The sequence below is a fragment of the Paenibacillus sp. sgz302164 genome (assembly GCF_056120505.1).
This window is the reverse complement of the sequence record NZ_JBVYOL010000047.1, coordinates 1-18,572: the sequence shown is the minus strand read 5'-3', so window position 1 is coordinate 18,572 and position 18,572 is coordinate 1. Positions and strand designations below refer to the sequence as shown.

Below are 18,572 nucleotides of genomic sequence, written 5' to 3'. Positions count from 1 at the left end.
GCGCCTGGAGGTTCTTTTTTGCGCGGATCAGCCGATTTTGATTTTCGCGAATTTTCGTTTGCCTACTTGAACGATATCGCCGTCCTGCGGCGCGATGTTCGCATGAACATCGGACACTTTGTGCTCGTTGATTTTGACGGCTCCCTGCTCGATGCTGCGTCTTGCTTCCCCGTTGGACGTTTGCAGCTTCAAGGCGACGAGAAGTTTAACAACCGAAACGGTTCCCGCTTCAAGCTCGCTCGCCGGCAAAAGCACCTCCTCGACATGCTCGGGCAGCGCCCGCTTTTGAAACACGGTGACGAAATGGCGCTCCGCCTCTTCCGCAGCTTGTTCCCCGTGGTACGTACGCACGTATTCTTTGGCCAGCCTGACCTTGGCGTCTCTGGGATGCACCGCTCCCGATTGCAAGCCCTGCCGCAGCTCATCCAGTTCCCCGTCGGAGATTGACGTCGTAAGCTCGTAGTATTTCAGCATCAGGCTGTCGGGTACAGACATCGTTTTACCGAAAATTTCGTTCGCCGGCTCATCGATTCCGATATAATTGCCGAGGCTTTTGCTCATTTTTTGCACGCCGTCCAAGCCTTCCAGAAGAGGCATCAGAATCGCCACCTGGCCGTCTTTAACCTCATACGCCCCCTGCAGCGTTCTGCCCATCAGGATATTGAACGTTTGATCCGTGCCCCCCAGCTCGATGTCGCTTTGCAAAGACACCGAATCGTACCCCTGCATCAGCGGGTAAAAAAATTCATGAATATGAATCGGCTGATTGTTCGCGTAACGCTTGGCAAAATCATCGCGTTCCAGCATGCGCGCCACGGTCACTTTGCCGGCCAGCTTCAAAACTTCCTCGAACTTCAGCTCGCCCAGCCAGGAGGAGTTGTAATAAAACTCGGTCTTTTGCGGATCGAGAATTTTGTACAGCTGCTGCTGGTACGTCAGCGCATTCCGCTTGACATCCTCGTCCGTAAGCTGCTTCCGCGTCTCCGATTTGCCGGTCGGATCGCCGATTTTTCCCGTAAAATCACCGATAATCAATTGGACTTCGTGGCCCAAATCCTGAAACTGCCGCAGCTTTTGCAGGACAACCGTATGCCCGATGTGAATATCCGGCGCAGACGGGTCGAGACCGAGCTTGACTTTAAGCGGCCGGCCGGTAACAACCGCATGCGCAATTTTACTGCGCAGCGCTTCTTCCGGAACGATTTCCGCGACACCGCGGCGGATTGCACGCAGCTGGCGGTCCACTTCCCGCTGCTGAGCCTCAGTAAGGCGATCTGTTGTATTCATACGAATTCCTCCCGTTTATAAAAATAAAAAAGACAACCTCCAACGTCCACAAAGGGACGAGAAGGTTGTCTCGCGGTACCACCCTAATTAAAGGGAAACATGCCCGCCAACACGCCGGCGCACATTTCCTCTTTCACTTCGATTCAATAACGGCATTTGACTGCCGGGTACAAGCTACTGATGCCGGTTTGGCACGTTCCCTTTACCAACTCGGGACTGTAATTCGGATTTCATGCACGCATCGGCTTGCACCAGCCACCGACTCTCTGCAGCAGTCAACATGAATCTTACTCGGGGATTCGCCCCATGTCCGTCATCGCTTTCGCTTTATGAAGATTAGAACCCATTAAAGCATATTCTATTTAGCCTGTCAAACCTAAATTTCCGGCTGTTCGGGTCGCGCTCTCCTTTTCCCTGCGGAAACGCAGACGCAGCAGGCGCAGCCATTCGTATGCGCGGTCCAGCTCCTTGCCTTTCAGCTCCTCGGCGGAGGCGATGCGTTGGAGGATGGGCTTCAGGTAACGGTGGCCTTCCGTCTCAAAAGCGTTCCACGCCTTAATCTGATCTTCCTCCGGGATCACAGTCAGTTCCGCTTCGATGAGCGGCTCCATATCGTAGCCCTCCCGGTCCAGATCTTCGATCCATAGCAGCAGGTCCCGGCGCTGCAGCGGCAATCCCTCTTGCAGATCGGCCAGTGAGCCGCCCGACGCGACGATTTCCAGCAGCCGGCGCTTGTTCGCTTCCCGGTCGAGCTCATCGCGCAGCTTTTGCTCTTTTTGCGCGGTCAGCCAGGCTTCGAACCGGCCGGGGTCTACCGCCTTCGCGACCCAGTCGAGCGGAAAGCCGGTTTCCCGCGGCAGCCCGGCGGTCAGCTTCAGCACATCGGCGCCGTACATCGCCGCCTTTTGCCCGCCGAAGCCGGGAATTTGCAGCAGCTCGTCCGCAGTCTGCGGGCGAAAAACAGAGATCATGCGCAGAACGCGGTTCGTCGCCAAAATGTAAGGCGCCTTGCCTTCGCGCGAAGCCTGCTCTCTTCTCCATACCCGCAAGCTCTCGTAGGTCTCCTCTTGCGGATTGGTCTCGCAGTAGTAGGCGAGCATCTGCGTCATCCGGGCTTTGCCGGACAGGCTCTGGCCCGATTCCCAATCCCCGCGGATCAAGGGGCGAAAGCCTTGGCGGATTTTGTCCCGCAGCCCCTGGCGAAAAGCCGTCAGCATCTCGTCCCAGCTGATCCCCTCGTACCATAGCTCCTGCACCTTTTCGCCCTGCTCGTCCCTATCGTGCCAAAGCACGCTCCATATGCCCTGGTCCTCTCTGATTGAAACTTGCGCCGATCTGACGCTATGATCCCCCGCTTCCTTCTCCAATGTGTTCAAAAATACGACGTTCATTGCACTCCTCCTGACTATCCCTATAGTTTGTAGTTCGGAAAAAACAAAAAGCACCTCTCCTGCGCCACCTGGCGTAAGAGAGGTGCTTCCTCTTTTCTGAATATCCAAATCATACCATGTTCGCCGTCCGGTTGCAAGATAAGTTTTGCTAACCTGTATTTTCAGGTATAATCAGAATACTACGCCAAGCAGATGGAGGGCATTATGTCTGAATTTGATTTTTTATACGACCACAAGGAAGAAACGACGACCCGGTTTGTTTGTTTTGTCGGCGAGACGCTGCACCGCTTCGATCTTGCGATTATGACGACGACCCGCTACTACGGTAAAAAGATGGTGATCGACCTGCAAACCGGGCGCAGCGCCGTCATCGGTCCGGACGATCTGGCCGAGGAAGGCTACCTGGAATACGCTTATAAAATCAGCGAGGAAGAGGCCGAAGAGCTGCGATCGTTTTTATCGGAAGTGATAGGCTCGATTCATTTTACGGATATTTAACAAGCGCGCTGGGAAAACTGGAAAAAGCATACACAGCGACTTAGGAGACCGGCTGGCGCACCTAGTGGAAGGCATACAGCTGGGAGCTGCGTGCGGTGGTATGCGAAAAGGCGGATTTATGCGACGTGAGCGTGAGCGGCAAGCATTTAGGCGGTCGCTATTCAAAAAACAACTCGCCCGCCGGCTCTTAGGTCCGAGACACAGGAGGCTTTTTCCATGAGCAAAGATTTCAGCGAGCAAACCGACAAGCAGCCGGACGGCTTCATTCAAGAAAGCTGCCGCGAGTCGGCCGATCTGGCGACGGTGGAGTCGCAGCGCAACGACCTTGCCGCCGAGGAATTTCCCGAGGGCCCTTATGGCACCAGCCTGCCTCTGGAATCGCTCGGCAAGAGCACGCCTTGGCGGGAGGACCAGCGCTCGCCCAGCCCGTTTTCGTACGAAAACCGCGAACTGCACGAAGGGATGCAGCGGAACTATCCGGGCGACCATGAGACGCATGATGAGGCCGCAGACGAATGATGAACAAAATCCCCCTGTCAGGGGAACCAGAGGCGGCGCCAGCCGAACTTTTCCTGCGCCTCTCCAACGCAGATTGCGTAGCTGAGGGGCGGGACGTTGGCGGCCGGCAGAGAAAAAGCCTGCAAAAGTGCAGGCTTTTTCTGCGAAAATGGTTCATTTGGGCAAAAAACCTGCGAAAGTGCAGGAATTTGCGATGAAAATGAATCTGAGCCTATGCTCTCGGCGAAAAGCCTGCACAATTGCAGGAATTTGTTTGCGTCCAGCGTAGCAACGAGCTAAAAGATGTATTTTTGCAGGTTTTCTTCGCGCCAGTCTGGCAGATGGTGCAAAAGGCTCTGGCGTATGGGTTTCTGGGCAGTCTGAGGCCTGAATTATTTTCATTTTGTGGGGTGTCCCGTTGATGACGTCTTGGGAGTTTTTGCAGGTTTTTTAGTGCCAGTCTGACAGATTGTGCGATCGGCTCTGACGTTGGTTTCTGGGCAGTCTGTAGATCTGAATTATTTTCATTTTGTGGGGTGTCCCGTCAATGACGTCTTGGGAGTTTTTGCAGGTTTTCTTCGCGCCAGTCTGGCAGATGGTGCGACAGGCTCTGGCGTATGGGTTTCTGGGCAGTCTGAGGCCTGAATTATTTTCATTTTGTGGTAATTTCTATCTATGACGTCTTGGGAGTTTTTGCAGGTTTTCTCCCCTGGCCCCCAGCCAAGCCGCCTATGACTTCCCGCTGTGCAGCGCAGCAAATGCCCCCGGGAGAGGCGCACGTTTGCTAAGGGGCAAGCCGTTTTACCAGCGTTAGCACTACCGTCTTTGTGCGGCGGTCCAATAATGTCCTTGATGTCGGCAGGGGATTGTGCTAATCCCCCTCTCATGACGACGGCCCGCCGATGTTCGGCGAACCCGATCTTGTTTCAGTTAGTCCAGCTTGCCGAAAACCGCAAAATCAATATATGATGTGCTCGACCGACCGCCGTCATACAGCGCAACACCGCATGCCGGGAGCTGCGAGCAGTAAAAAACCAGCCGAAACTCTTTCGCTAAGAGTCCGGCTGGTTTTTTTAGGTTTATGCGTACCGGTCTTCCTGCAGCCACAAAATCGCAGTTACACCGCGCGGATAATATTTGCTGCCCGTTATTTCTCCGGAAATAATTTGATCGCTCCAGCTCCATATTGACAGCTCCGGATGCGTGAGCCAGGCCGTATGGGCGGCGTCCGCGGCAGCGCCCTGTTCCTCCCATGGGAGGTCGAGAATTTGCCGGGCGACGAATTGGCACAAATAAATTTTGCTCAGCCAAGAATTGTTGCTCGTGGACGAAAGCTTCCATCCTCCGTCAGGGAACAAGCAGATGTCCGGGACCAATACCGTCTCGAGATGCTTTTTGAGCGCCTTGATGTAAAAGCCGTAGCGCCCGCTTTCGTCCAACGCCTCGCGGCAGCCGGTGAAATAAGGGAACACCAGCCCTTCGATGGCTGGTATAATTTTCGAATCGTTGCCTTCCCCGACGACTGCCGGAATGTAGCCTTTCTCGTTGACAAAACCGACCAGTGTCTGCACGCATTTGAGCGCTTGCCCGCTTGCGGTTTCGGCAAGGTCTTCGCGGCCGTTTTGCCGGAAAATACGCTCCATCGCCACATAGGACGCCCAGCATTTTCCAGCCATATAAATGTTGTTGCGCGCCTGTCCAAGCGATACGTCGAGGCTGTCGTACGTCGTAATTTCGGCCCCGCCCATCGTGCGCGTGCTGTCCAGCGCCATGATGCCGTTGCGCAGCTCGGGGTTCGGGTTATCCCGGTTCAGCATGCTTTGCAGACACTGTTCGAAGAGAGCCAGGTTTTGCTGCAGCCACTCCCTGTCCCCCGTTTGCTCGACGTACACAGCCCCGCACAAGATCCAGTTTACAAGCTGCTCATGCGTCATGTGCGAAAAGCAGCCGGTCAAGCCATACAATTCGTACGAGGAATAGCCGGGTCTGGAAAGCGTGTTGGCCACGCCCATATCGTGGGTAAAGCTGATGCCGCCGGGATATTCCGCCGATTCGCCGGGAAAACGGACACGGTCTTCGTAGCTGTAGCGTTTGGAGAACATGTCGAGCTCGTTTTTGACTGTCCACGGATTGAGTTGCAACTCGTAGAACAGTTGATCGACGGTCAGATCGAACGTGTTCATCATGCGATATTCGCCTTCGTTGACGATCCAAAACGGCTCGTCGTCCATGTCGAGCAGCTGCGTGCTGCCGTAGTAGCTGCGGATCGCGTGCGCGAGCATAAATTTTTGATCGGCCGATAACCGGGAGGCTTCGATGCGCTCATCGGCCTTCGCCGCCAGCGCGCCGAGCTCGTCGAAATGATCCAAAGCGTAACCGGCGACCGCTTCGATGTTTTTGAACAGACGTGCATATGTGTAGGAAGCGTCATATCCTGCGGTAACGATGCCCGAGCGGTGAAAGCAAAGCGCGAAGCGGTACGTCCGCTTTTCGCCGGCAGGCGTATCCATGAACAGCGCCCCGACGGTACCTAAACCGAAGGTCAGATTTTCGGCGGGATGAACGGTCAAAATATCCTCAATGCTGAAATGAAGTCCCGAGCGCACACCCGCATCCCGTGACACGATCGCCGTATTGCGGCCCTGGCCGACGCCGGCAATGCCATCGCAAGTATCGTCAAGCCTGCGCATGGAGCTGTACGGATCAGTGCCCTGGTAACCGAAAAAAGCTCTTCTCGGCGCCGCTCCCCGCGTATTATCGACAGTAATCTCGGCCAGAATGGCCGGCACCAGCGCCAGGCGTAGCGCTTCATCCGCCGCCACGCTTGGATCCGGGACGGATTTCACGGGCGAAATGAGCCGGAACTCCAAGTCTCCCGCCCGCCACGAATCTGTGCTGACGCGGAATTGTCTGGAGACAGATTGCCTCGGAAAAGGAAAAACCACTTTCGGCTTGTTCGGATTCGGGTCCGGATTCTCGATATCATAACGCGCGCTCTCGTCCCCGACGGCTTCGAAAAAAGGAAAAGCCTCATAGGTACCGCCTTGAACGGACTCAAGGCCGATATAAATATTTTGGCCCGGAGGCCGCCCTTGCTCCAGATCAAAGCCCCCGCTTTTGCCCGGAAAACCTAGCGTAAAGCTGGCGAACGCCCCGACCGGAGAATGATGTGTATTGAAAAATGAATTGGCTGGCATAACAGATGCTCCTTTCTGCTTATGCTTTTATCATACGTCCACCTTTCCGGCTAGCCCATGGGCAAACCTGCACTCGATTTGTGCAAAAAACGCCTCACCCGGGGCGTCCGTATCGGGGGCCAGCCTTGCGGCGCCACAAACTCGCACCGGGTGAGACACACTCTGCGTGCGCAGCTCCCTGCGCGCGGTGTTGCGCTGCATGCCGGCGGTCGGTCGACGCCCCGGGAGGGCGCACGTTGCCCCGGGTGAGGCGTCCGCTTCGACGCTCATGCTATAATAAGGAAATAATATCCGCGTAAAAGGAGCGAGCATCATTGCGCATGGAACATCTCCCCGCCGGGCTTGAACATAGCGTAAGCGGCACTACGCTGCCTGATTTGCACATGTCGTTTCGCCTGTTTGCCGCCCACCGCCGCAAAGTGAGCGCACAGTGGTCTTTCCCGGAGCATAAGCATGCCCTTTACGAAATTAATATCGTGTTGGAAGGTTCTCAGCATATGCGCGTGGAGGGTAAGGACTATAGGCAGGCCAAGGGGGATTTGCTTTGGATTTTACCGAACCGGAAACATGCCAGCCTGGGTGCTGCGGACGGAAATACGATGGAGTACGTATGCCTTCATTTTGAAGTGGACGATCCCTGGTTCCGGGCCCAGCTGAACCAGTTGAACGAAGGGCTGTACCCGGCGGGTTCTGCGCTGGAAATTGCGCTGCGCCCCATCCTGAACGATGTGACGGACGCGGCCAAAGAAGAAGACGCCTCTGCCGCCAACCTGAAGCTGCTGACGCTGCATGCTTCTTTTCGCTTGTTCGGCGCGCTGAGCGAGCTGCTGCTGCAAACGGAGCAGAGGGCGGCGGGCAAAGCGGGAACGACGGAGCTCGCCGAACAGCTGGCGGTCAGCATCGAGCAAGCCTGGGCGCAAAACGGCGGCGCGGATGCGGGCGATGTCGTGGCCCTGCGGATCGAGCAAATCGCCGAGCAGCTCGGCTACAGCCCGACGTACTGCAACCGCGTTTTCCATAGAGCATACGGCATTTCCCCGCGCCAATATTTGAGCATGATCAAGCTGCGCAACGCCAAGCTTCTTCTCATGGACCCGGCGCTTTCCATCGAACAAATCGCCGAGCAGCTCGGCTACAAAGATTTGTCCCAATTCAGCAAGCAATTCAAAAGATGGACAGGCATGTCACCAAGCGCATACAGGCATCTGTCCTATTGAATGGCGGAGAGGCGGCCTTTGGCGGTGATGCAACGGCCTTTGGTGGCGCTGCATNTTTCCATCGAACAAATCGCCGAGCAGCTCGGCTACAAAGATTTGTCCCAATTCAGCAAGCAATTCAAAAGATGGACAGGCATGTCACCAAGCGCATACAGGCATCTGTCCTATTGAATGGCGGAGAGGCGGCCTTTGGCGGTGATGCAACGGCCTTTGGTGGCGCTGCATCGGCCTCGCCCGCACTGCATCGGCCCTCGCCGGCACTGCATTGGCCCCCGCCGGCACTGCATCGGCCCCAGCCGGCACTGCATTGGCCTCGCCGGCACTGCATCGGCCCCAGCCGGCACTGCATTGGCCTCGCCGGCACTGCATCGGCCCCAGCCGGCACTGCATCGGCTTTCGCTTCTACAAGCCAAGGGAGACGCCGCCCCTGATTGTACCGACGCCATAAGACTGTCGGATAAGCGAACGCTAGAGGCAGCGCATCTGCTTGGCAATGCGTAGAAAGCCTGCAATAGTCAGGCTGCCCGAGCAGGTCGCAACACTCTGCGAGGGCTAGAGGAACGAGTGTGGCTATTTGGAGGACAGCCGCTTTTTCTGGGCGCGCGCATCTCCCGGTGCAGGTTGTGAAACCGCACAACTGGGCTGGAAGCAGCTTGCCAGGGAGAAAACCTGCAAAAGTGCAGGTTTTTCCTCTGGAATCGGCTTATTTTGGCGAAAAGCCTGCACTTTTGCAGGAATTTCCACTGAAAGTGAATCTGAGCCCATGTCCCCGCTGAAAAGCCTGCACTTTTGCAGGAATTGTTCGTGGACAGCGATCAAGGACGCAAATTCATGTATTTTTGCAGTTTTTTTTCGTACAGCCAGCCAGGCAGATTATAGCTATCTCCTCTAACGTTGGGGTTTTTCAATAATAGCCTGCAAAAGTGCAGCTTTTTGCTCGTTGAGACGCTTGCCAACGAAACATTCCTGCAAATGCGCAGGTTTTCCAGCGCATACATGCGCTCAGACCCGTTTGCATCCGGAATTCCTGTACAATCGCAGGCTTTTCCGCCAAACGGACTGCTTTCGCGGAAAATGCCTGCACTTTCGCAGGTTTTGCGGGTTTTACGGGTTTTACGGGTTTTACGGGTTTTACGGGTTTTACGGGTTTTACGGGTTTTACGGGTTTTACGGGTTTTACGGGTTTTACGGGTTTTGCGGGTTTTGCGGGTTTCACAGGCTTTGCGGCCGGCCAAGCCGCGCTTCACAAGCGACCGCACCGGCTTGGGCGGCAGTTGCTTCGAGCACACCTCCCGCGCAAGCCAAAAAACGCCTCAACACCACGACAAAAGTGGTGTTAAGGCGTTTTAAGGGGCCCAGCCGCCCCCGCAAACTATTTGCCCAGCAGCTCCAGGTGCTTGCCGATGTGCTTTTGCAGCCCTTCCGCAAATGCTTCCTCCTGCTCGGAGAGCGTGCGGAAAAACTCGTCGGCGAACTGCTTGCTGCCGTCAGCATTTTTCGCCTGCAGCAGCAGGCCGTACGTAATGTGCAGCAGTTGGCGCGCATTGTTTTCGTTCATATACTCCGGCAGATCCGCGTCGTTCGTTTGATCCAGCGGCGCGATAGCGGCGATGTCCGTCGTCACATGATAATAAACGGTCGCTTCTTCAAAATGCTCCAGCGCATATTGGTGCATGCGGCGGTACAGGGACGGATTCGCCTTGGCTACGACGCGAACGGCTTCAAGCCAGTTGGTGCCTGCCGTTTTCAAATGGAACAGCCCCTTGGTGTACTGCCCGATCAGCGGGAACACGCTGAACTTGTCGCTGCCCGAGTGGATGCTCAGCTTGAAGCCAAAATGATTGGCAATCGCCACGTGGCTGGCAAGCTCCTGTTCGAACTGGGCGATATCTCCGATGTAATCGATGCCTTTTTGGAACTCCCCGCAGAAGCGCGGCGCCATGCTGAAAATCGTTACGCCGCGCTCGTGCAGCTCATTGGCTACCAAATAATGGGCCTCCGGCGAAGTCGGCGTCATCGTTTCGTCGATGGAGATTTCAAAATCGACCTCACGGTCCAGCGTTGCGATGTACTTGCGGAAAATCGCTTCCATAAAATCGACGGCTGCGCTGTAAATCAGCACGTCTTTTTTCAGCGTTTGCGGCGTAAACGTCAGGCTCGCTCCTTGAACGGACGGCGCCTGCTGCAAATAACGCGCTTCATAGCGGCTGCGCACATCGGCGGGAAGCTGCTCGTATTGGGCCGCCACTTCCGCTTCGGTCAAGGAGTCGATCGTATTATCGATGTTCTCCGAGCAGTCCAGCGTCAGCATCGTAAAACCGAGCCGCAGCGCGTATTCGATGTCCTCTTCCTTCTTCAGATGATCGCCGTCCGCGCCGAAGCCGTCCCGGTAGCCTTCCTGGAATACGGCATAGCAAGCGGCGTCCAGCACGTCCTCATAAGTGCGGCCCGTCAAGTTCAGCTCGCGGATGCTTTGCTGAGCGAGTACGGGACGAATGTCCTTTCCGCGCAGCGTTTGAATGTGTCCGGGGCTGGCGATGCCCAGGCGGTCGCCGAGTCCCATCGTCGCTACCTTAGTGCCGAAAGCTTGCGGCGCCGTATAAGGCAAAAATTTGTTCAGCGTCAGCCTGTTCGCATGCGTGAGAGGGCATACTTTACCGCCGTCCGCGATTTCTCCGTCCAGCTGATCGTACAGCTCGCCGTCTCCGGTCACCACGATCCGTTTGCCCGCTTCCGTCTTCACCATCACTAAAGCCGTATTGCCATACTGCGCCAAAGATTGCGGATACGCTTTCACAGCTTGCGAAACAAATGAGGAAATACTGCCGGATTTCACTGCTTCAATAAGTTGGTTCATATTTAGAATCCTCCTTGATTGCTCCATTATGATAATCCGATCATATCGCAATTTAAGCAATATTTCTCATCATCTATTCCGATTTTTCCTGAAAACTATTCATATTTTTACTTTCATTCATGATATAATAACGACGGGCAGCCCTCATCCAAGGAGGAAAACGATATGACCCGCACAGTTACCTACGGCAATGAAGAAGGGCCTTTTTACATTCAGCACATTCAACGGTCCGGTTCGTTCGAAAGAACCCAGCATATGCACGAGGTTTTCGAGCTGTATTATTTGTATGAAGGCGAGCGGATGTATTTTATCCGCGATCGCGCTTATTTGATTTTGCCCGGGGACCTGGTCCTGATTAACCGGCGCGAGCTGCACGCTACCGCGGATTCGGACAAGCTCGGCCACAAGCGGGTCGTGATGAACTTCAGCGAGCCGTTCCTCGGCGGGTCCATCACGGAAGCTCCCTTTTTGCTCGATGCTTTTACTTACGGGACCCCGGTGCTGCGCCTGGACCCTACGGAACGGCGCACCGTGGAGGACATTCTTGGCAAAATGGTGCAGGAAGCCAAGGAGCCGCTGCTCGGCCAAGCTTTTTCCCTGCGGCACCGCCTCATCGAGCTGCTGCTGTTCACGGCGCGGTTCGTCCGCCTGCATCCCGTCCAGGCGCCGGAGCATCTCAGCCCGCTGCACCGCAAAATATCGACGATCGTCCGCTACATCAATACCCGCTTTGCCGAGCCGATCCGGCTGGAAGAGCTGGCGGAGCGGTTTGAAATCAGCCCGGCTTATTTGAGCCGGATGTTCAAGGAAATTACCGGCTTCGCGCTGATCGAATACGTCAATTTCGTGCGGGTCCAGGAAGCCCAGCGCCTGCTCGCCGGAAGCCAGGACAAAGTCATTACGATCGCCGAGCAGGTAGGGTTCGGATCGCTTGTGCAGTTCGGGCGTGTTTTTCGGCAGATATCGAAAACGACGCCTCTCCGCTACCGCCAGTCCTCCCGCAAAGAGTTGGACAAGTAGCCGGAAAGTCGCCGCTGTACGCCGGATAAGCCGCAGAATGCGGCCATCCCCATTACCTGTGTCTTATTGCTTGGGAGGGTAGACTCCCTCCAACGCGATGATGAAGTTCATGACCGCGAACGGCTGCATGTTGTTATGCGGCTGACTGCCCCCCATAGGGGTAATCGCCTGCGGGTTCATCGTCGTATCTAATATGTCGGAATAAAATTGGAACCCGCCGCGTCCGGACGCGCCCGCATTGGACCAAATGGCCCCCTCTGCCGTCATTTGATCCGATACTGTCTGCGCATTAGCCAAATGATTATGAACGGGCATTTGATCGTACAACAAAGTCACCGTCGCCTCTCCGCCCTTTTCGTTGTACTTCCGCGGCGTAAGCCCTGCGCCGCCGCCCCAGTGCATGGGTGCCCGTCCTCTAAGATCGGGCAGAGCGAACGTCGTTCTGCCGTCTCCGCCGTAAACGTTTCCGATTATAGAAAATAAAACAGGGTTTACCTGAACCTGCATGATTTGACCGTTGCACAGCGCCCAGCCGACCGGGGCATAATTGCCTGCAAACAACCGAATTTCTCCAACGTATGGATCCATATGCTCATCCCTTTCTCCACATTTAACTTCTAGGCGGGAATAACCCTTCTACAGCTATACAGAAATTTAACACTGTATAGGGCTGCATATTCACGTGCGCCTGACTGCCTCCGGCATTAGCCAACGCGTTGGGAGCCATCGCGGCATTCGCCGTCGTCTCATAGGGTTTTACGCTGGCCGATGTTCCCCAGGTATTGTCCGAAGGGGCTGCCGAGAGCGCACCCGATCCTCCTGTCGCCAGATGTGTGTGCTGAGGCATTTCATTGATAGTTAAAGGGTGCGCTTCCTCCCCGCCGGCTTGACCGAACGGAGTGCCCGCCGATACGTGAACCGGAGTACGTCCTTGCAAATTTGGAACGGCAAACGTGGTGCGCCCGTCGCCGCCATATGTATTTCCGATCACCGCAAACAGCGCCTGATTGTGGATAACCTGCAGCAGCTGTCCGTTGCACTGTAACCATCCCCTAGGGGCAAAATTAGTAGGAAACAACCGAATTTCCCCTACAAAAGGTTCTGCCATGAATGATCCTCCCCGCCTTTTTCAAATTAATTTTGAGTAGGATAAATGCCTTGTAACGCAATGATAAAAGTAAGGGTAGAGAAAGGCATCATGTTGTCATGTGACTGATTGCCTCCAGCTATTCCGATTGCCAAGCCATTCATCGTCGTATCGGGAGCCGCGTTGGAATATTGATTTTTGGTGCTCTTGGCCCAAAATGCATTAGCCGGGCTGGCCAACGTCCCTTCAATACTGGAGCTATTCGCATTATGCGTGTGAGCAGGCAGTTGGTTTAGCGTTAAGGTTACTTTTTCCACGCCGGTCTTTTGCCCAAGCGGGTAAAAAGTGCCTGTTGCCGGGTTCTGGCCCGTGTGCACAGGGATTCTCCCCTGCAGGTCCGGCAGAGCGAAGTTCGCCCGCCCGTCTCCCCCGTAAGTGGTTCCAATTAAACTATACAAAGCTTCGTTGTCGTTGATAGACAGCAGCTGCCCGTTGCACAGCGCCCAGCCGATGGGAGGATAATTGCCGGAGAACATACGAATTTCCCCCAAATATTGATCGCTCATGTAAAATGCTCCTCTCTCTTTATAGCTGCCATGCCATTGCAACGTAAGGAAATGATTCTCCGGTGACCTTGAATCCGAGTCTTTCGTACAAACGCTTGGCCGGATTATCCCCGAGCACATGCAGCGTGACCGGTCGGCCGGATGCGGCGGCCTCCTGCTGCAAACGCGCGATCACCGCGCTCCCCAGCCCCCGGTTGCGGTAAGGCGCCAGCAGGGACAAATCGACAAGGGCGACAGAGGATTGCCTGGACACAATCATCCGCCCGATCCTCACACCCTCGTGCACGATGATCTGAGTGACGGCACCCGGGTACTGCATAGCATAGGATTTTGTCTGAAGCTCGAACTGCATACGCAAAAAAGCTTCTCTTTCTCCGGGCGGCCATCCCCAAGCTTCCATCTCGCTATGCCTCGTTTCCGCATAAACTTCGAACAAAAAGCTGTCGTCCTGGGGCAGAGCTGTTTCTAGCAGCAGCATAGCACCTCCAATTAGTCAGTATCAGGAATGATCTGAAACTAAAGTACTATTCTACTATAGATAGCAAAAGATCTTTTTGTCAATTATTGTATATATTCGCAAAAACAAAAAATCCGCTCCTCTTTATAAGAGAGGAACGGATTTGGGCAAAACCGCTTATTATCCGGTGTGTTCATCCTGCAAAGCGGGTTACCTTATGACATCGATCAGGGGATCAATGTCTCGCTTTGATCGGACTTACGACTGGCATCATGCGTCCGGGATGCTTCCTCGATGTCCGCAAACGCCCAGAATGACGGCTGTACATCAGACCAGGACGGAATGGAAACTCCCGTCAACGGCCCGCGCTTGAGGATGCGGTTGATGATGACGACAGCCTCCGCCCGCGTCAACGCCTGGTCCGGCCGGAACGAGCCGCCGGCATACCCTGTCATGTATCCCTGCCCGGAGACAGCGGCAATTTGGGCTGCGGCCCAGTGCTCTTCGGCGTCGCGGAAAGCTGGCTTCGCCGCAGACGGATCCAGCTTCATCCATTTTACGATAATCGCTGCCATTTCGGCGCGCGTGATGGAAGCGTCAGGCTTGAAGCTTCCGTCCGGATAACCGGTCAACAGACCCGCTTCCTGTCCGCGGCGTATCGCATCTGTCGCCCAATGCCCTTTATCTACATCCGTAAAGGTCCGGGACGCAGCGTCCGACTTTGTTCCCGCCGCAGTTAATCGGGACAGTATAGCGCTCATCTCCGCTCTGGTCACGGCCTGCCCGGGCCTGAACGTACCGTCCGGATAACCGTTGATATAAGCCTCATGGCGCACAGTTTCGCTGCTCGCGGATACAATCGTAAACGTGCTGAATTTGTTGACATCGATTTTAATGCCTGCAAGGCTGCCTTGGGTACCGTATACAAGTTGGCCGCGCTGCAATACCTTTTCTCCGTCGGAGTGTTCAATATAAACACCGAGCGTTGACAAAAACAGCTTTTTTTGCGCCGCATCGCCGGGAATCACGCTTGGATCAAGTGGGAACGTCAATTGAACGGGCACTTTCTGCAGGTTCGTTTCAATCGTCATCGGCATGCCTACCATGCGCACCTCGCCCGACTTGATAGCTTGCCGCACCACATCGGCGGTAATTGTTCTCCCTTTTACAGCCTGCTGCTCTTCCTGCTTCCGGATAGGCACAATGTTGAAGTAGTAATCCTGGCTGCCTGCCAAAGTCTTAAGAGTATCCTTGGAAAGATACAAGGTTGCATGATCGGTGCGAATCTCGAGATTGACCGATTTGTCCGATAAAATCGGGATCGCCTTCGCAGGCAGCATAACCTTGACGACATCCGCAGGATCGTCCGCAAGGTCGTCTATCTTGACTATCACCGTATCCTGATTCGCCCGAAGCGCGCTGGAAACGGATTGTTCGATTTTACCGTCGCTCAAGAGAAGCGAATCGACTTTCTTCCCGCCGGCCTCTTCCCGTACAATATCGACTAGCTCGACTGTCTGCGAGCCGCCCGCAGCTTCGACCAGAACCTTCACCTGCCGGACGTTAGATGGAGAGCTGCTTCCGCTCGAGCCGCCGGACGAAGAACTGCTCCCGCCGGAATCGCCGGATGAATTGAGCACAACGATTTGAGTCTTTGCATGTATGCCGCCGTAGGTAGCCTCCAGCACGGAGGTACCGGGGCTTTTGCCCGTAACGCTGCCTGATGCCGACACGACCGCGCTGTCGCCCGTCAACGCGTAGCCTGCAAGAAAGGTTACATCCGTTTGCGAATTGTTGGAATACTGAGCCAAAACGTTTGTCTGGAGATCTTGGCCAACCTTGATTTGATAGGTCGGCTCCTCGAAGGCCAGGCTGATGACAACGGGCGTTACCGTCACTGCGCTCTGAGCCGTTTGCCCGCTGTAAACCGCCTTAATGACAGTTTGGCCGGAAGCCAGCGCTTTGATGATGCCCGGTACGGACAAATCGGCGATTTGCGCATCGGCGGCCTGATAAGCAGCCTGAGCCGTAACGTCGACTTCATGATTGTCGGAATATTTCATGATAACCTGAAACGGAATCTCGCCGCCCTCGGCTACCGAGTAAGAAGTCTGGTTGAATCGCAAGCCCGCAGGTTTCGAAATCACTTGAACGGTGCGCAAAATTTCCTGAGCCGGATTGCCCGCAAGATCGAGCGCATTATAGCGCAGCACATAAGTGCCGGCGTGATTGACATCAACGAAGCCGGTCACTGTGGCTAAAGCCGACGCCGGGTGCTCATCCTGAACTTGCGCTCCAAGCTCCGTATAAGCCTCCCCTTCAACAATCGTGATGTCAGCGTCGCCGTTCAAAACAAGCGTCGGCGCCGTTTTGTCGATTCGTATTTCCGCCGAAACAGGTTCGCTCGCATGATTGGACGGGTCGATAGCTCTGGCGAAAAAAACAGTCAGCCCTTCCTGCGAAACGATGACAGGAGAGGTGTAGCTGCTCCACACTCCATCGGTTCCGAGCTTGTATTCGATTTGATTGCCCGGGTCGCTGGCGACTGTGGCGGTTACGTTTTGATTGGTCCAGCCGGTATCGCTAAGCGTTATGGAAAGATGATTGCTTACAAGCACATTTTGAAGCGCTCCGATATTGTTTAACGCAGTATCGGCGGCATTGCCTGCCCTGTCGGCGATTATCGCTCCGTTTAATGTCAGGGAAGCGGATGCGACACCGATCCCGTCTTCGTCCTGGTCCTGCATGCGGACCGTATAGCGGAATTTCAGCTGACTTGGCGTCACGGATTCGGCATACACGGCTTCAACCAACGAGGAGCCCACCTGCAATTGAATGGAGGGGGTCCCTCCTGAAGTATTCAGCACAACCGGCTCGCTGTAATTCACCGTAAAATCGAGATTCGCGCCGGCACTGTATGTGCCGTTCGCAGGCACGCTGACCGAGCTCACCGTCGGCGCAATCGTATCTACCAGCACCGCATTCGTGCTGCCGACGCTGTTCAGCGCAGCAACCGCATCGTTGCCTGCAGCGTCTTTGACCGTGCCGCCGTTGGCGGCTATCGCACTGCCGACCGCTATGCCGTCGGCATCCGCATCGCCGCTGAGTACCGCGTACCGGAACAACAGCGCGTTCGTTCCTGAGCCTGACACGTACGACGCTTGCACTGTCGTCGAACCGATTGTCACGGGCAGATATGGCGTGCCGCCTGCCGTATTCACCGTTACATTTTCACTGTAGTTAACGGTGAAATCCAGATTCGCTCCCGCTTTGTACGTCCCGTTCGCTGGCACATTCACGCTGCTTACCGTCGGCGCCACCGCATCCACCAGCACCGCGTTCGTGCTGCCGACGCTGTTCAGCGCAGCAACCGCATCGTTGCCTGCAGCGTCTTTGACCGTGCCGCCGTTGGCGGCTATCGCGCTGCCGACCGCTATGCCGTCGGCATCCGCATCGCCGCTGAGTACCGCGTACCGGAACAACAGCGCATTCGTTCCAGAGCCTGACACGTACGACGCTTGCACTGTCGTCGAACCGATTGTCACGGGCAGATATGGCGTGCCGCCTGCCGTATTCACCGTTACATTTTCACTGTAGTTAACGGTGAAATCCAGATTCGCTCCCGCTTTGTACGTCCCGTTCGCTGGCACATTCACGCTGCTTACCGTCGGCGCCACCGCATCCACCAGCACCGCGTTCGTGCTGCCGACGCTGTTCAGCGCAGCAACCGCATCGTTGCCTGCAGCGTCTTTGACCGTGCCGCCGTTGGCGGCTATCGCGCTGCCGACCGCTATGCCGTCGGCATCCGCATCGCCGCTGAGTACCGCGTACCGGAACAACAGCGCATTCGTTCCAGAGCCTGACACGTACGACGCTTGCACTGTCGTCGAACCGATTGTCACGGGCAGATATGGCGTGCCGCCTGCCGTATTCACCGTTACATTTTCACTGTAGTTAACGGTGAAATCCAGATTTGCTCCCGCTTTGTACGTCCCGTTCGCTGGCACATTCACGCTGCTTACCGTCGGCGCCACCGCGTCCACCAGCACCGCGCTCGTGCTGCCGACGCTGTTCAGCGCAGCAACCGCATCGTTGCCTGCAGCGTCTTTGACCGTGCCGCCGTTGGCGGCTATCGCACTGCCGACCGCTATGCCGTCGGCATCCGCATCGCCGCTGAGTACCGCGTACCGGAACAACAGCGCGTTCGTTCCAGAACCTGACACGTACGACGCTTGCACCGTCGTCGAACCGACCGTCACAGGCAGGTACGGCGTGCCGCCTGCCGTATTCACCGTTACATTTTCACTATAGTTGACGGTGAAATCCAGATTTGCTCCCGCTTTGTACGTCCCGTTCGCTGGCACATTCACGCTGCTTACCGTCGGCGCCACGGCGTCCACCAGCACTGCGCTCGTGCTGCCGACACCGTTCAGCGCAGCGACCGCAGCGTTGCCTGCAGCGTCTTTGACCGTGCCGCCGTTCAGTGTCACGCCAGCC

Annotated in this window: 15 protein-coding genes; 5 read left to right on the top strand and 10 right to left on the bottom strand. The window is 55.6% G+C overall.

The window, feature by feature from the left end; all coding sequences use genetic code 11:
• Positions 1–27: 27 nt before the first annotated feature.
• Both tyrS and AC0LWT_RS37420 read right to left on the bottom strand, forming a co-directional pair.
• Positions 28–1,287 carry a tyrosine--tRNA ligase gene (tyrS, locus tag AC0LWT_RS37425; RefSeq protein ID WP_474686927.1) on the bottom strand — a complete coding sequence of 420 codons (1,260 nt, stop codon included), beginning with the start codon at positions 1,285–1,287 and terminating at the stop codon, positions 28–30.
• 362 nt (positions 1,288–1,649) lie between these two features.
• Positions 1,650–2,678 carry an HRDC domain-containing protein gene (locus tag AC0LWT_RS37420; protein ID WP_474686925.1) on the bottom strand — a complete coding sequence of 343 codons (1,029 nt, stop codon included), beginning with the start codon at positions 2,676–2,678 and terminating at the stop codon, positions 1,650–1,652.
• Between the two features lie 204 nt (positions 2,679–2,882).
• Here AC0LWT_RS37420 and AC0LWT_RS37415 point away from each other — a divergent pair, with 204 nt between their 5' ends.
• Positions 2,883–3,176, top strand: coding sequence for a DUF3055 domain-containing protein (locus AC0LWT_RS37415; RefSeq protein ID WP_474686924.1), 294 nt, complete (start codon positions 2,883–2,885; stop codon positions 3,174–3,176).
• A gap of 216 nt (positions 3,177–3,392) precedes the next feature.
• The gene (locus AC0LWT_RS37410; RefSeq protein WP_474686922.1) at positions 3,393–3,695 is read left to right on the top strand and encodes a hypothetical protein; all 303 of its coding nucleotides are present in this window, start codon (positions 3,393–3,395) and stop codon (positions 3,693–3,695) included.
• Positions 3,696–4,753: 1,058 nt separating this feature from the next.
• On the opposite strand, the gene AC0LWT_RS37405 is transcribed toward AC0LWT_RS37410, so the two are convergent.
• Positions 4,754–6,871: a glycoside hydrolase family 52 protein gene (locus tag AC0LWT_RS37405; RefSeq protein ID WP_474686920.1), complete on the bottom strand. Its 2,118-nt coding sequence runs from the start codon at positions 6,869–6,871 to the stop codon at positions 4,754–4,756.
• A gap of 320 nt (positions 6,872–7,191) precedes the next feature.
• On the opposite strand from AC0LWT_RS37405, the gene AC0LWT_RS37400 reads away from it, so the two are divergent.
• Both AC0LWT_RS37400 and AC0LWT_RS37395 read left to right on the top strand, forming a co-directional pair.
• Positions 7,192–8,088: an AraC family transcriptional regulator gene (locus AC0LWT_RS37400; RefSeq protein WP_474686954.1), complete on the top strand. Its 897-nt coding sequence runs from the start codon at positions 7,192–7,194 to the stop codon at positions 8,086–8,088.
• Positions 8,089–8,112: 24 nt separating this feature from the next.
• Positions 8,113–8,259, top strand: coding sequence for a helix-turn-helix domain-containing protein (locus AC0LWT_RS37395; RefSeq protein WP_474686919.1), 147 nt, complete (start codon positions 8,113–8,115; stop codon positions 8,257–8,259).
• 644 nt (positions 8,260–8,903) lie between these two features.
• On the opposite strand, the gene AC0LWT_RS37390 is transcribed toward AC0LWT_RS37395, so the two are convergent.
• Positions 8,904–9,335 carry a hypothetical protein gene (locus tag AC0LWT_RS37390; RefSeq protein ID WP_474686918.1) on the bottom strand — a complete coding sequence of 144 codons (432 nt, stop codon included), beginning with the start codon at positions 9,333–9,335 and terminating at the stop codon, positions 8,904–8,906.
• A 125-nt stretch (positions 9,336–9,460) separates the two neighbouring features.
• Positions 9,461–10,945, bottom strand: coding sequence for a tagaturonate epimerase family protein (locus AC0LWT_RS37385; protein WP_474686917.1), 1,485 nt, complete (start codon positions 10,943–10,945; stop codon positions 9,461–9,463).
• A gap of 165 nt (positions 10,946–11,110) precedes the next feature.
• Here AC0LWT_RS37385 and AC0LWT_RS37380 point away from each other — a divergent pair, with 165 nt between their 5' ends.
• The gene (locus AC0LWT_RS37380) at positions 11,111–11,965 is read left to right on the top strand and encodes an AraC family transcriptional regulator (protein ID WP_474686915.1); all 855 of its coding nucleotides are present in this window, start codon (positions 11,111–11,113) and stop codon (positions 11,963–11,965) included.
• Between the two features lie 63 nt (positions 11,966–12,028).
• On the opposite strand, the gene AC0LWT_RS37375 is transcribed toward AC0LWT_RS37380, so the two are convergent.
• From AC0LWT_RS37375 to AC0LWT_RS37355, 5 genes are all read right to left on the bottom strand, one after another.
• Entirely contained in the window at positions 12,029–12,553 is a 525-nt protein-coding gene (locus AC0LWT_RS37375; RefSeq protein WP_474686913.1) for a phage tail protein, read from the bottom strand.
• A 22-nt stretch (positions 12,554–12,575) separates the two neighbouring features.
• The gene (locus AC0LWT_RS37370; protein ID WP_474686911.1) at positions 12,576–13,073 is read right to left on the bottom strand and encodes a phage tail protein; all 498 of its coding nucleotides are present in this window, start codon (positions 13,071–13,073) and stop codon (positions 12,576–12,578) included.
• Between the two features lie 26 nt (positions 13,074–13,099).
• Positions 13,100–13,618, bottom strand: coding sequence for a phage tail protein (locus AC0LWT_RS37365; protein WP_474686910.1), 519 nt, complete (start codon positions 13,616–13,618; stop codon positions 13,100–13,102).
• A gap of 19 nt (positions 13,619–13,637) precedes the next feature.
• A complete protein-coding gene (locus tag AC0LWT_RS37360) occupies positions 13,638–14,096 on the bottom strand; it encodes a GNAT family N-acetyltransferase (protein ID WP_474686909.1) in 459 nt (152 codons plus the stop codon).
• A gap of 206 nt (positions 14,097–14,302) precedes the next feature.
• Positions 14,303–18,572: S-layer homology domain-containing protein (locus tag AC0LWT_RS37355; RefSeq protein WP_474686908.1), on the bottom strand; the 4,270-nt coding region annotated here is incomplete at its 5' end.

Excerpts from the sequence above, each read along its gene's own strand:
- AC0LWT_RS37400 (WP_474686954.1), top strand. The coding sequence starts at position 7,192 with ATGGAACATCTCCCCGCCGGGCTTGAACATAGCGTAAGCGGCACTACG.
- AC0LWT_RS37365 (WP_474686910.1), bottom strand. The coding sequence starts at position 13,618 with ATGAGCGATCAATATTTGGGGGAAATTCGTATGTTCTCCGGCAATTAT.
- AC0LWT_RS37405 (WP_474686920.1), bottom strand. The coding sequence starts at position 6,871 with ATGCCAGCCAATTCATTTTTCAATACACATCATTCTCCGGTCGGGGCG.
- AC0LWT_RS37380 (WP_474686915.1), top strand. The coding sequence starts at position 11,111 with ATGACCCGCACAGTTACCTACGGCAATGAAGAAGGGCCTTTTTACATT.
- AC0LWT_RS37420 (WP_474686925.1), bottom strand. The coding sequence starts at position 2,678 with ATGAACGTCGTATTTTTGAACACATTGGAGAAGGAAGCGGGGGATCAT.
- tyrS (WP_474686927.1), bottom strand. The coding sequence starts at position 1,287 with ATGAATACAACAGATCGCCTTACTGAGGCTCAGCAGCGGGAAGTGGAC.
- AC0LWT_RS37410 (WP_474686922.1), top strand. The coding sequence starts at position 3,393 with ATGAGCAAAGATTTCAGCGAGCAAACCGACAAGCAGCCGGACGGCTTC.
- AC0LWT_RS37385 (WP_474686917.1), bottom strand. The coding sequence starts at position 10,945 with ATGAACCAACTTATTGAAGCAGTGAAATCCGGCAGTATTTCCTCATTT.
- AC0LWT_RS37375 (WP_474686913.1), bottom strand. The coding sequence starts at position 12,553 with ATGGATCCATACGTTGGAGAAATTCGGTTGTTTGCAGGCAATTATGCC.
- AC0LWT_RS37360 (WP_474686909.1), bottom strand. The coding sequence starts at position 14,096 with ATGCTGCTGCTAGAAACAGCTCTGCCCCAGGACGACAGCTTTTTGTTC.
- AC0LWT_RS37370 (WP_474686911.1), bottom strand. The coding sequence starts at position 13,073 with ATGGCAGAACCTTTTGTAGGGGAAATTCGGTTGTTTCCTACTAATTTT.
- AC0LWT_RS37415 (WP_474686924.1), top strand. The coding sequence starts at position 2,883 with ATGTCTGAATTTGATTTTTTATACGACCACAAGGAAGAAACGACGACC.